The sequence below is a fragment of the Corynebacterium sp. HMSC055D05 genome, from assembly GCF_001810365.1.
GTDB lineage: Bacteria > Actinomycetota > Actinomycetes > Mycobacteriales > Mycobacteriaceae > Corynebacterium > Corynebacterium coyleae.
This window is the reverse complement of record NZ_KV801082.1, coordinates 38,538-51,712: the sequence shown is the minus strand read 5'-3', so window position 1 is coordinate 51,712 and position 13,175 is coordinate 38,538. Positions and strand designations below refer to the sequence as shown.

The following is a 13,175-nucleotide window of genomic DNA, read 5'->3' as shown; positions in this document are numbered from 1 at the left end:
TACGTTAGCCTGCTTGGGCACTTTTAAACACCTGAAAACTTCAAAGGAGTAACCGTATGTCTCAGCGAGACTCACAAAGGGATCCACACGATCCCGATGCGGAGACGCAGAGCACTGATCAATACGCACCCCAAGAAACTTCTGCAGCCAGCGAACTTGCTGCGCTGCTCGACGCCGACCGCGACGGCGTTGCGACGGACTACGTCGACCCGGAAGAGCGCATGGAGCGTGCCGCGGATGCAGAAGATGCCCCAGTGAACTGGGGCATTGTCATTCCGTTGGCCATTATTGTCGCGGCAATTGTCGGCTGGGGCCTGGCTGCCCCCGACAGCTTTTCCAACTTCGCCGATGCCGCCTTCACCTGGGTGATTGACAACCTGGGCTGGGCATTCGTCCTCGGCGGCACCATTTTTGTCATTTTTGTCATCGTGATTGCGGCGTCGAACTTCGGCACCATTCGCCTCGGCACCGCAGACGAGCGACCAGAATTTAAGACCACGTCATGGATCGCCATGATGTTCGCCGCCGGCATGGGCATCGGCCTGATGTTCTACGGCGCCGCAGAACCACTGGCGATGTACCTCGACGGCGTACCCGGCCACAACGAACGTGAAGTAGGCGCTGCCATGGCACAGACCATGTTCCACTGGACGCTGCACCCGTGGGCTGTGTACGCCATTCTCGGCCTGGCCATTGCGTATTCGACGTTCCGCCTTGGCCGCAAGCAGCTGCTGTCGAGCGCTTTCATCCCGCTGATCGGACAGAAGGGTGCTGACGGCTGGCTCGGTCGTCTCATTGATGCGTTCGCTGTGTTCGCCACCATCTTCGGCACCGCCTGCTCCCTGGGCCTTGGCGCGCTGCAGATCAGCTCCGGCCTGGAGGCGTCCGGCTTCGTGGACAACCCATCCACCAAGCTGACTATCGGTATTGTCTCCGTGTTGACCCTGGCGTTCCTGCTGTCCGCAATGTCGGGCGTGTCCAAGGGCATCCAGTGGCTGTCTAACGCCAACATGGTCATCGCCGCGATCCTGGCGATCTTCGTCTTTGTCTTCGGCCCGACCGTTGCGCAGCTGAACATGCTGCCGACCGCATTTGGTAACTACCTGCAGAACTTCTTCGAAATGGCAGCCCGCACCGCAGAGAGCTCCGACGGCCAGGCTGGTGACTTCCTCTCCGGCTGGACCATCTTCTACTGGGCGTGGTGGATCTCCTGGTCGCCGTTCGTCGGTACGTTCCTGGCTCGCATCTCCCGCGGCCGCACCGTGCGCGAGTTCTGCCTCGGCGTCCTGCTCGTCCCGGCTGGCCTGTCCACCGTATGGTTCGCCATCTTCGGCGGCACCGCCATCAAGATGGAGCAGGATGGCCAGTCCATCGTCGGCGGCGGCTCCAACGAGGAACAGCTGTTCAACCTGCTGCACGCCCTGCCGGGCGGCTACGTTGTCGGCGTGTTCGCCCTGTTGCTGCTGGGTACCTTCTTTATTACCTCCGCAGACTCGGCCTCGACCGTGATGGCGTCCATGACCCAGTCCGGCAAGACCGAAGCCAAGCCGTGGCTGGCCGCTATGTGGGGCGTGGCTACCGCATTCGTCGGTCTGACCCTGCTGATCTCCGGTGGTGCTGACGCGCTGAACTCTCTGCAGTCCGTCACCATCGTGGCCGCAACACCGTTCCTGTTCATCCTTATCGCGCTCATGTTCGCGATTGTGAAGGACATGTCCAACGACACCATTTACCTGGATAAGAAGGAACACGAGCGCTTCGCCCGCCAGCTGGCTATCGAGCGCCGCATGCACCGCGACCAAGCGCAACTCGACGCACGTCGCGAGCAAATGAAGAAGATGCTGAAGCCGCGCGCGAAGAACTAACGCGTAGCGTTTCGCACCTTCGTTGCTGGCCCCGCGGAGCAGTTTCCTTGCTTGGCGGGGCCATAACTTATGCTGGGAGCCATGACTGCAGCTGATTCCAACCAGAACGTTCTTGTGTGTGTGGCCTGGCCGTACGCAAACGGCCCGCGCCACATCGGACACGTCGCCGGCTTCGGCGTCCCGTCCGATGTCTTCGCCCGCTACCAGCGAATGTCCGGCAAGAACGTGCTTATGGTCTCCGGCACCGACGAACACGGCACCCCGCTGTTGGTCCAGGCGGATAAGGAAGGCGTCAGCGTCAAGGAATTAGCGGACCGCTACAACAAGCAGATCGTCGAAGACCTCGCAGGCCTTGGCCTATCCTACGACCTGTTTACCCGCACCACCACCCGCAACCACTACGCGGTGGTCCAAGAACTGTTCCGCGGGTTGGACGCTAACGGCTACATGGTGAAGGAAACCACCAAGGGGGCGATCTCCCCGTCGACGGGCCGCACACTGCCGGACCGCTACATCGAGGGCACCTGCCCAATCTGTGGCGCAACCGATGCCCGCGGTGACCAATGCGACACCTGCGGCAACCAGCTGGACCCGGCAGACCTGATCAACCCGGTATCCAAGATCAATGGCGAGACCCCGGAGTTCGTCGAGACTGAGCACTACATGCTCGACCTGCCGTCGCTCCACGACGCACTCGAGGCGTGGCTGTCCACCCGCGAGGACTGGCGCCCGAACGTGCTGAAATTCTCCCTGAACCTGCTCGAGGACATGCGTCCGCGCGCCATGACCCGCGACATCGACTGGGGCATCCCGATCCCAGTAGAGGGCTGGCAGGACAACCCGTCGAAGAAGCTCTACGTCTGGTTCGACGCCGTCGTCGGTTACTTGTCTGCCTCCATCGAGTGGGCCCACAACATTGGCAAGCCGGAGGCCTGGAAGGACTTCTGGCAGGACCCAGCCACCGAGGGCTACTACTTCATGGGCAAGGACAACATCACCTTCCACTCCCAGATCTGGCCGGCGGAGCTGCTTGGCTACGCGGGCAAGGGCTCCAAGGGCGGCGAGGTACACAGTCTTGGCGAGCTCAACCTGCCCACCGAGGTTGTCTCTTCTGAGTTCCTCACCATGTCGGGCTCGAAGTTCTCCTCGTCGAAGGGCGTGGTCATTTACGTCAAGGACTTCCTCAAGGAGTTCGGCCCGGACCCGCTGCGCTACTTCATCGCAGTCGCAGGCCCGGAGAACAACGACACCGACTTCACCTGGGACGAGTTCGTCCGTCGCGTGAACAACGAGCTGGCCAACGGCTGGGGCAACCTGGTCAACCGCACCGTGTCCATGGCGCACAAGAACTTCGGCCAGGTGCCCGCGCCGGGCCCGCTGGAGGCGTCCGACGAGCGCATCCTGAACCTTGCGGAAGAAACCTTTGCTACCGCCGGTGCGGACCTGAGCGAGGCACGGTTCAAGAACGCGATCACCAAGATCATGCACGTCGTTGGTGAAGCGAACGCCTACATCGCCGAGCAGGAGCCGTGGAAGCTGGCTAAGGACGAGTCCCAGCGTGAGCGTCTGGCCACCGTGCTGTGGACCGCGCTGCAGGTGGTGTCGGACTGCAACGCCATGCTCACCCCGTTCCTGCCGCACACCGCCCAGAAGGTCCACGAGACTCTCGGTCGCAGTGGTGTGTGGGCTGCTGAGCCGCGCATCGAGGAGATTGTCGACGACGCCGACTTCAACCTCGTCGGCGCCGGCCTGCCAGAGAAGGGGCAGACATACCTGACCATCACCGGTGACTACACCCAGCAGCAGGCCGTGTGGCAGCGCGTGGAGGTCACCCCGGGCACCGAGTTGGCTAAGCCGCAGCCGCTGATCGCCAAGCTCGATCCGGAACTCGGCGAGACCGGCCCGGAGTGGGCGCCGGTGCAGAAGTAGGCCTAGAGAAACTGGTTGAGGAACCCGGTGAGTTTGCCGGGTTCTTCGTCTTCAAAGCGCTGGTCTACAACGACGAGCGGGGCGGTGTACTTCTCGTCCGCGCCGCCGGGATTCTTGACGACGACAAGATCGGTCCCGTAGTCGTCGATAAGCAATTGCCACGAAAAGCCCTCCCGCACGAGCGCCTCGCCGAGGGCGGTGCCGTAGATGCGGGCGGTTTCGCCGCGAGGAAACGCACGCTGCACATCGCGGGGAAGCGCCAGGTAATCGGCAAGTTCCTCCTCGAACGAGGCGACGATATCCGCCGGGGAACCGTTGATGCCACGACCGGCTGCCTCGGCCAGGTCGGCCTCAATTTGGGTGCGGGTGGCTGAGTCAATGTCGTTGAATGCCATAGGGTGCATCGTATGAGCAAAAAGAAGCCACGTCCCACTCCCGTGCCCGCCGAGCCGATCGCAGGTCTCGTCGATGCACACACGCACCTCGCGTCCTGCGGCGCACGTACCGCGGAAGAGATCGACACGTTTGTCCAGCGTGCCGTAGCCGCCGGGGTCGAGCGCATCTGCACCGTCGGCGATGGCCTCGACGAAGCGGAACTTGCGCTTGAGGCCGCACATCTCAACGAGCGCGTGTTTGCCGCGTGCGCGATCCATCCGACCAGGGCGCATGAACTTGACGACGACGCGCGTGCCCGCCTACAGACCATGGCCGCCGACGCGCGTTGCGTCGCGGTGGGGGAGACCGGCATCGATACGTACTGGCTCAAACACGACGCGGAGCGCACCGCACCGCTGGACGTACAGGAGGAGGCGTTTCGCTTCCACATCGACCTGGCCTGCGAGTCCGGCAAGGCGCTGATGATCCACAACCGTGAGGGTGATGCGGAGATCATGCGGATTCTCGACGACGCCCCACGCCCCGAACACGTCATCTTGCACTGCTTCTCCTCGCCACTGGACGTGGCACGCGAGGCGATCGAGCGTGGCTACGTACTGAGCTTCGCGGGAAACGTCACGTTCAAGCGCAACGAGGAACTGCGCGAGGCCGCCCGCCTGGCGCCTGCCGGCCAGTTGTTGGTGGAGACCGACGCGCCGTACATGACGCCGGAGCCGTTGCGCGGCGCGCGCAACGAGCCATCGCTTATCGGCCACACCGCGAAGGTGTTGGCCGAAGTCCGCAACATGGATGTGGCCGATGTGGCACGTGATATCAGTGAGACGTTTTCACGCGTCTACGGGGTGTGACCTGGAACATTAGTGCGCGTCGGTCCTTGTGTCCCGGCGGGCGTTACCGTATTGTTACCGAAGTTGCTTTACGTTAACCCCTCGGAGGAAGCGCGCATGTCTCGTCAGATCAAGCGGATCAACCCGAAGAACTCCGCCGCAAAACGCGTCGCGGTTGGCACTGTCGCCGGCGCCGTGCTCGTCGGTGGTGCGGGCACCGCGCTGGCCTCCCAGAAGCAAATCACCGTGGATGTCAACGGTGAGGAAACCAACGTCCGCACCTACGCCGCCGACGTCGCAGGCGTACTGCAGTCCGCGGGCGTTGACGTTGACCCGCAGGACCTCGTCTACCCAGCGCCGGGGGAGAAGATCTCACGTGGCGATACCGTCACCGTGCGCACCGCCAAGCCGGTCGCCGTTGTCGTCGACGGTGTTGCCCAGCAGATCACCTCGACCGCCAGTACCGTCGGCGAACTGCTCGAGGAAGCCGGCGTTACCTCCGCCGCGGGCGTGGACATCGACCGCGACGAGACGGTCACCGAAGGCCTCAACGTGGACGTGACCACCCCGAAGATCGTGGCACTTCGCGACGGCGGCAACCTCACCTACGTCTCCGCCGCCGCCAAAACCGTCGGCGACCTGCTGTCGGCGCGTGGCGTCACCTTCGATAGCGACGACCGTTTGAACCATGCGCTCGCCGACGCGATCGTGCCGGGCATGGAAATCGTCCTCGACCGCGTCAACACCATCGACCGCCCAGAGACCGTCGCGGTGGAAGAACCCGCCGAATACATTGACGACGACACCCTCGACGAAGGCACCGAAGAAGTCCGCGAAGAAGGCGTGCAGGGCGAAAAGCAGATCATCCACCGCACCGTGACCGTCAACGGTGTTGTCGAATCCGAAGGCGTTGCCGAGGAGAAGGAAACCAAGAAGGGCAAGCCCGCCGTCATCGCGCGTGGCACCAAGCAGACGGGCAACACCGGCGCGGCAGCCCCTGCCGTGGCTAACGGTTCCGTCTGGGACGCGATCGCAGCCTGCGAATCCGGCGGCAACTGGTCCATCAACACCGGCAACGGCTACCACGGTGGCCTGCAGTTCAACCCAGGCACCTGGGCAGCCTACGGCGGCACCGCCTTCGCGCCGACCGCCGACCTGGCCACCCGCGAACAGCAGATCGCCATCGCCGAGCGCACCCAGGCCGCCCAGGGCTGGGGCGCGTGGCCTGCCTGCACCGCCCGTCTGGGCCTGCGCTAAATGGCGGGCGCGCAGCTGCTCGGCCCGGCCGAGATCCGCGAACTCGCGGCAGAACTCGACGTCACGCCTACCAAGAAACTGGGGCAGAACTTTCTGCACGACCCGAACACCGTGCGCATGATCGTCGGTGCCGCAGAGCTTTCGCCTGACGACGTCGTTGTGGAGGTTGGCCCGGGGTTGGGGTCGCTAACGCTTGGGCTCGTCGATACGGTCTCGCGGGTCGTCGCGCTTGAGATCGACCCACGTCTGGCAGACCGCCTGCCGGCAACCGTGAAGGCGCGTGCGCCCGAGTACGCAGAGCGCCTCACCGTCATCAATACCGACGCGTTGAAGGTGCGCCGCGAAGACCTCAACGTCGCACCAACCGCGCTGGTGGCCAACCTGCCGTACAACGTCTCCGTGCCAGTGCTGTTGCACCTGCTGGAGGAGTTCCCCACGATCAGGCGCGTGCTGGTCATGGTGCAAAAGGAAGTCGCCGACCGCCTCGCCGCGGTGCCCGGCTCCAAGATCTACGGCGTGCCGAGTGTGAAGGCCGCGTTCTATGGGGACGTCTCGCGCGCCGGCACTATTGGCAAGCACGTCTTCTGGCCCGCGCCGAACATCGAATCGGGGCTTGTGCGCATCGACGTCAACGACGACAACCCGCGCGAACTTCGCGAGCGCGTCTTCCCGATCGTGGACGCCGCCTTCGCGCAACGCCGCAAGACGCTTCGCTCCACACTTGCGGGCATCTACGGCTCGCCCACAAACGCCGAAGCGGCCCTTCGCGCAGCGGGAATCGACCCAGGCCTGCGTGGTGAAAAACTTACCGTGGCCGACTTTGTACAGTTAGGCCATGCGTAAGTACGTCGCCTCCGCACCAGGCAAGGTCAACCTCCACCTCGGAGTAGGGGAGGCCCGCGCCGACGGCTACCACGACCTGGTCAGCGTCTTCCACGCCGTGGACCGCCGCGAAGTGGTCACGATTATCGCCTCCGACACGCTCACCGAGGGCCCCATCGTGCGCTCCATGCAGACCACGTTTTACGTCGACGAGCCGGAAGAGAGCATCGACGGGCCAACCAACCTGGCGTGGCGCGCGGTCAACGCAGTTGCTGAGCGTGCCGGGATCGCCCTTCCGGAGGTTCACATCGAGGTGGCCAAGCACGTCTTCGTCGCTGGCGGGATGGCGGGCGGTTCCGCCGACGCTGCCGCTGCACTGGTCGCCGCGAACGCGCTCGTGGCTGATCACGGCGAGCCGCTTACGGCTGAGACGTTGCACGAGTTGGCAGCGTCGCTCGGCGCTGACGTGCCGTTTTCGCTCATGGGGGGCACAGCACTCGGCACCGGCCGGGGAGATGAACTCGTCGAAATGTTGTCGCGCGGGCGCTTGAACTGGGTGTTCGTCAACCCCAAGGTGGGTATTTCCACCGGCGGAGCATTTTCGCTTCTCGACGACCTGCGTCACGGCAACCCAGCCCTCGTCCCACACCTCAACACCGCAGGCCTGTCCCAGGCGTTGACCTCGGGCGACGCGGCGCGGGTGGCAGAGGCGCTGCACAACGACCTCGACGCGGCAGCGCTGTCGATGCGCCCGCAACTCAAGCGGCTTATCGACGCTGCCAACGAAGCAGGCCTGCGCGCCATCGTGTCCGGCTCCGGGCCCACGGTCGCGGTGCTGTGCGAAAGCCTCGAGCACGCCCAATGGGTCGCCGAACACTTGGCGGAGCGATTCGAGGGCTACGAGATCTTCGTCGCCGAAGGACCCGACCACGGCGCGGTGCTCGAGACCGCCGATTAGGCAGGGTGCGTAGACTATGCACCCGATATGGCTAACCTGATCAACCTTGAAAACGTCTCCAAAACGTGGGGGCTGAAAACCCTGCTCGACGGTGTCTCCCTCGGCGTGCAAACCAACGACCGCATCGGCATCGTCGGCGTCAACGGCGGCGGCAAAACCACCCTGCTTGAAGTGCTCACCGGCATCGAGAAGCCAGACGCGGGCCGTGTCTCCCACAACTCAGACCTGCGTATGGCGGTGGTCACCCAGCGTTTCGACCTCGACGAAACCCTCACCGTCGGCCAAGCTGTCGTCGAACCACTCGGGCTGCAGACCTACGAGTGGGCCTCCAACGCCAAGGTGCGCGAAGTTCTTCAAGGCACCGGTGTGGCCGAGCTCGGCCTGGACACCCCGGTAGGCAACCTCTCTGGTGGCGAGCGTCGCCGCGTGAACCTCGCCGCGGCACTCGTGCAGGACCTCGACCTGGTCGTGCTCGACGAGCCAACCAACCACCTCGACGTCGAAGGCGTGCAGTGGCTCGCTGACCATTTGTTGTCGCGCAAGGTGGCGGTGGTCGTCGTCACGCACGATCGCTGGTTCCTCGACACCGTGGCCACCCTGACCTGGGAAGTCCACGACGGCACCGTCGATGTCTACGAAGGTGGCTACAACGACTGGACCTTCGCGCGCGCCGAACGTGCCCGCCAGGCCGACGCCATCGAGCAGCGCCGCCAAAACCTCGCCCGCAAGGAACTCGCGTGGCTACGCCGCGGCGCACCCGCACGCACATCGAAGCCGCGCTACCGCATCGAAGCGGCAGAAGCCCTGATCAAAGACGTCCCACCGCCGCGCGACACCGTCGAACTCATGGCGTTTTCCAAGCAACGCCAAGGCCGTGTCGTCATCGAACTCGAAGACGCACGCATCGACGCCCCCGACGGCCGCACACTCGTCGACCACCTCACCTGGCGCCTCGCACCCGGAGAGCGCATCGGCCTTGTCGGCGTGAACGGCTCCGGCAAAACCACCCTCCTGCGCACCCTCGCCGGCGAATACCCACTCGCCGCCGGCAAACGCATCGAAGGCCAAACCGCACGCATCGGCTGGCTGCGCCAAGAACTCGACGACCTCGACCCCGAGCGCCGCGTCATCGACGCCGTCGAAGACGTCGCCACCTACATCCAATTCGGCAAACGCGAAATGTCCGCCTCCCAACTCGCCGAACGCCTCGGCTTCTCCCCGAAACGCCAACGCACCCCCGTGCGCGACCTCTCCGGCGGCGAACGCCGTCGCCTCCAACTCACGCGCGTACTCATGGCCGAGCCGAACATCTTGCTTCTCGACGAGCCCACCAACGACCTCGACATCGACACCCTCCAAGAGCTAGAAAACCTCCTCGACTCCTGGCCCGGCACGCTCGTGGTTATCTCCCACGACCGCTACCTCATCGAACGCATCGCAGACACCACCTACGCGCTGTTCGGCGACGGCACCTTAACCAACCTGCCCGGCGGCATCCAGCAGTACCTGGACCGCCGCGCCGCCGAAGCCACAGACACGGGCCCGCTCGATTTGGGGGACCGGGGCGAGGGCGTCGTCGACAAGCAAGAAGGCTTGAGCTCGCAAGAACAACGCGAAATCCGCAAACAAATGAAGGCGCTGGAACGCAAAATCGCCAAGGAAAGCGAGCGCGCAGACACACTCGAAGCCGAAATCACCGCCCTATCCGAGGCCGGCGAATTCGACGCCATCGCCACCAAAACCAAAGAGCTCACCGCAGCGAAAGACACCCGCGAGGAACTCGAGATGGAGTGGCTCGAGTTGGGCGAAACGCTTGAAGGCTAGGGTGGGGCGCATGATTTTGATCAACGTACGATTCAAGCCCCTGCCCGAACACGTAGAAAACTTCCGCGAACTGGTCAAAGACTTCACCGACGCCTCCCGCGCCGAAGAAGGCAACATCTTCTTCGACTGGTACCGCAACGAAGACAACCCCGACGAATACCTGCTCATCGAAGCATTCCACGACGACGCCGCCGAAGCCCACGTCAACTCCGACCACTTCAAGACCGCGCAGGAATTCTTCCCGACGATCCTGAAGGAAACCCCGACCATCATCAACACCCTCATCGAAGGCAAAACCGAATGGGACAAGATGGCGGAATTCAAAGTCGACTAGGGGTAACCCGGGTGTGACGATGTGTGACGAGGTGTCACCCAGGGCGCTTTTATGCCCTAATATCACCCACGTCACATTCCCGTCATTGAAAGGAGTGCCCCCGTGACCGCTCCAAACCCCAACACCGGCGGCTCAACCGCAGCCGACGTACCCACCAAGCCGCCAGCAGCGGCACGAGGCATCGGCCCCATGGTCGGCGCCATCTTCCTGATGGCCACCTCTGCCATCGGGCCGGGCTTCCTCACCCAAACCTCCGTCTTCACGGTCCAGATGGGCGCGGCGTTCGCGTTCGCCATCCTGCTGTCCATCATCGTGGACATCGTCATCCAATTGAACGTCTGGCGCATCCTCGGCGTGTCCGGCCTGCGCGCCAGCGAACTTGCCAACGCCGTACTGCCGGGCCTCGGCTGGTTCCTGGCCATCCTCGTGGCCATCGGCGGACTCGTCTTTAACATCGGCAACGTCGCCGGCACCGGCCTTGGCGTCCAAGCGCTTACCGGCGACACCGTCGACCCGAAGATCGGCGGCGCCATCTCCGCCATCATCGCCATCTGCGTGTTCCTCTGGAAGCGCGCGGGTGCCGCCCTCGACGTCCTCGTCGGCATCCTCGGCGCACTGATGATCCTGCTCATGCTCTACGTCGCCATCTCCTCAAACCCGCCAGTAGCGGAGGCGATGCGCCAGTCCGTCGCCCCGGACGCCGTGGATTTCAAGGTCATCACCACACTCATCGGCGGCTCTGTCGGCGGCTACATCGTGTTCGCCGGCGTGCACAGGCTTATCGACGCCGGCCACACCGGCCCCGAAAACCTCGACTACATCTCCCGCTCCTCGGTCACCGGCATCATCGTCACCGGCATCATGCGCGTGCTGTTGTTCCTCGCGGTGCTGGGTGTCGTCGCTACGGGCGTTGCTCTGTCCAAAGACAACACCGCGGCAGACGTCTTCTACCAAGCCGCAGGCGACATGGGACGCCGCATGTTCGGCCTCGTCCTGTGGGCCGCGGGCCTGTCCTCGGTCATCGGCGCATCGTTTACCTCGATCTCGTTTTTGACCAAGCAGGGCTTCGACCCGAAGAAGCGCGGCTGGCTCACCGTCGGCTTCATCGTCATCTCCACCGTTATCTTCCTGTTCGTCGGTTCCGCCCCGCAGAAACTGCTGATCTTCGCAGGCGCCTTCAACGGCCTGATCCTGCCGATCGGTTTCGCCGTCGTCCTCTACGTCGGTTTCTTCCGCAAGGACCTGCTGCGTGGCTACAAGCCGCCGATGTGGATGCTGGTCCTTGGCGCCATCACGCTTGTCGGTTGCGCTTGGATGGGTTGGAGCTCCATCAGCACCTTGCCCACACTGTGGGCGTAGTCTGAAGGGCATGCAGCCTGCCTCTATGACCCCAGCGCAAGCCCGCGCGTTGTTCCGCACCACCGAGGTGCCGACGACGGCGGGCTTTTCCGCTGGTTACGCCCAAGCCAACCTGATCGCGCTGGATCAGAAGTACGCATTCGATTTCTTGCTGTTCGCGCAGCGCAACCCGAAGCCGTGCCCGATCCTGGGGGTGTTGGAGCCGGGGCAGGTGGCGTCGTCGCTATTCGCGGGTGGCGATATTCGCACCGACATTCCCGCCTACCGCGTGTTCAAGGACGGCTCGCTTATCGACGAACCCCTCAACGCCACCGAATACTGGACCGACAACACCGTCGCGTTTCTCATCGGCTGCTCATTCACCTTCGAGGCGGCGCTGCTGGACAACGGGGTTCCCGTCGCGCACATCGAGCAGGGGCGCAACGTGCCGATGTATATGACCAACATCGACTGCGAACCTGCCGGGGTGTTTTCCGGCAAGATGGTCGTCTCCATGCGGCCGATTCCTGCGTCGCAGGTGTCTGACGCCGTACGGATCACGTCGCGCTACCCAGCCGTGCATGGTGCGCCCGTGCACGTGGGGGATCCGGCCGCGATCGGTATCGACGACCTTGCTGCGCCCGACTTCGGCTCCGCCGTGGACATCCCGGCAGGGACCGTGCCGGTGTTCTGGGCATGCGGGGTCACGCCGCAATCGATTGTCATGTCGTCGAAGCCCGATCTGGCAATCTGTCACGCGCCGGGGAAGATGCTCGTCACCGACGCACGCGACCTCGCCTACCAGGTGCCTTAGGGGTTATCCACAGGGGCGTTTTTGTAAATTTCACAGGCTCGCAGAGGTGGGTTGCGGGTTTGGTCTAGCGTCTTGGGCATGAATTCGTTCGAGGTGTTAGTGCAGGCGATGTCGGCCGCAGCGTTAGAGACGCTGGCTGACTTCGACCTTGATGTTGCACTCGCCTCGGGCTTTGCACCCGATCGTGCGCGAGCCTGGGCGCGGCTGCGGGATGTGTACTTCGGGCGCACCAAGTTCACCCGCAAGCAAAAGACAGCCAGTTCTTTAGCGCGGGGTTTCTCCCTCGACGAGCTGGTGTTGATCGAGCGTCGTATCGCACCGGTCAAGGATGCCTCCCAGCGGTGGGCGCTGCGCCTTGCCTTACTTGAGGTCGAAGGTGGGTATCGGGCGATTGAGGCTGCAGCACGCTCGTTGGTGCCGGCGGATAAGACACCTGCGGTGGATGCGGCGAAGTTCGGGCCGTCGCGAAACGGCAAGCGCACACTGCATTTGACCTATGACGAGCGTGAGATCTCCGACATGGAGCATGCCGGGCGGTTAGGGATTGATCAGGAGCGTCCGGCTGCACCCCAGATTGCCGAGAATTTGATTGGGATCTTCTTCGGCGAGGGCAAGGTGGCTACTGCAGCGCCGCGTCCCACGGTGTTGGTGCCGCTGCCGGATTACCTGCGCATCTTGGATGGCAGTGGGGATGATGTGGTGTTGGCCATGACCGATGGCACCACCATGACGGGTGCGGAGTTTTTGGCCGCCCAGTTCGGTGATGCGTTAGAGGTGGCGGCGTTTCACCCGCAGGCCGGTGCGGTGAACT

General features: G+C 63.7%; 11 protein-coding genes and 1 pseudogene. 11 read left to right on the top strand and 1 reads right to left on the bottom strand.

Features of this window, described 5'->3' with window-relative positions; translation table 11 throughout:
- The first annotated feature begins 56 nt into the window (after nucleotides 1-56).
- Both HMPREF2734_RS10705 and metG read left to right on the top strand, forming a co-directional pair.
- Nucleotides 57-1,865 (top strand): BCCT family transporter, encoded by a 1,809-nt coding sequence (locus tag HMPREF2734_RS10705; RefSeq protein ID WP_083279308.1) that lies wholly within the window; start codon nucleotides 57-59, stop codon nucleotides 1,863-1,865.
- An 81-nt stretch (nucleotides 1,866-1,946) separates the two neighbouring features.
- A complete protein-coding gene (metG, locus tag HMPREF2734_RS10700; RefSeq protein WP_371440440.1) occupies nucleotides 1,947-3,794 on the top strand; it encodes a methionine--tRNA ligase in 1,848 nt (615 codons plus the stop codon).
- Nucleotides 3,795-3,796: 2 nt separating this feature from the next.
- On the opposite strand, the gene HMPREF2734_RS10695 is transcribed toward metG, so the two are convergent.
- Nucleotides 3,797-4,189, bottom strand: coding sequence for a DUF3806 domain-containing protein (locus tag HMPREF2734_RS10695; protein WP_070483662.1), 393 nt, complete (start codon nucleotides 4,187-4,189; stop codon nucleotides 3,797-3,799).
- A 12-nt stretch (nucleotides 4,190-4,201) separates the two neighbouring features.
- Between HMPREF2734_RS10695 and HMPREF2734_RS10690 the strand changes: the two genes are divergently transcribed.
- The 9 genes and pseudogenes from HMPREF2734_RS10690 to HMPREF2734_RS10650 form a co-directional block, all read left to right on the top strand.
- Nucleotides 4,202-5,038 (top strand): TatD family hydrolase, encoded by an 837-nt coding sequence (locus HMPREF2734_RS10690; protein WP_070570924.1) that lies wholly within the window; start codon nucleotides 4,202-4,204, stop codon nucleotides 5,036-5,038.
- Nucleotides 5,039-5,134: 96 nt separating this feature from the next.
- Nucleotides 5,135-6,274, top strand: coding sequence for a resuscitation-promoting factor (locus tag HMPREF2734_RS10685; RefSeq protein WP_070421408.1), 1,140 nt, complete (start codon nucleotides 5,135-5,137; stop codon nucleotides 6,272-6,274).
- The gene (gene rsmA / locus HMPREF2734_RS10680; protein ID WP_070570922.1) at nucleotides 6,275-7,117 is read left to right on the top strand and encodes a 16S rRNA (adenine(1518)-N(6)/adenine(1519)-N(6))-dimethyltransferase RsmA; all 843 of its coding nucleotides are present in this window, start codon (nucleotides 6,275-6,277) and stop codon (nucleotides 7,115-7,117) included.
- Nucleotides 7,110-8,054, top strand: a complete 945-nt coding sequence (locus HMPREF2734_RS10675; protein ID WP_070570920.1) for a 4-(cytidine 5'-diphospho)-2-C-methyl-D-erythritol kinase — start codon at nucleotides 7,110-7,112, stop codon at nucleotides 8,052-8,054. The genes rsmA and HMPREF2734_RS10675 overlap by 8 nt, the downstream gene beginning before the upstream one ends.
- Nucleotides 8,055-8,081: 27 nt before the next feature.
- A complete protein-coding gene (locus HMPREF2734_RS10670; protein WP_070570918.1) occupies nucleotides 8,082-9,878 on the top strand; it encodes an ABC-F family ATP-binding cassette domain-containing protein in 1,797 nt (598 codons plus the stop codon).
- A 10-nt stretch (nucleotides 9,879-9,888) separates the two neighbouring features.
- Nucleotides 9,889-10,212 carry a putative quinol monooxygenase gene (locus HMPREF2734_RS10665; RefSeq protein WP_070570981.1) on the top strand — a complete coding sequence of 108 codons (324 nt, stop codon included), beginning with the start codon at nucleotides 9,889-9,891 and terminating at the stop codon, nucleotides 10,210-10,212.
- A 189-nt stretch (nucleotides 10,213-10,401) separates the two neighbouring features.
- Complete coding sequence (locus HMPREF2734_RS10660) at nucleotides 10,402-11,571, top strand: NRAMP family divalent metal transporter (protein WP_083308171.1); 1,170 nt, start codon at nucleotides 10,402-10,404, stop codon at nucleotides 11,569-11,571.
- 10 nt (nucleotides 11,572-11,581) lie between these two features.
- Nucleotides 11,582-12,364 carry a putative hydro-lyase gene (locus HMPREF2734_RS10655; protein WP_070570915.1) on the top strand — a complete coding sequence of 261 codons (783 nt, stop codon included), beginning with the start codon at nucleotides 11,582-11,584 and terminating at the stop codon, nucleotides 12,362-12,364.
- Between the two features lie 78 nt (nucleotides 12,365-12,442).
- Nucleotides 12,443-13,175: pseudogene (locus HMPREF2734_RS10650) on the top strand (HNH endonuclease); the annotation flags it as partial.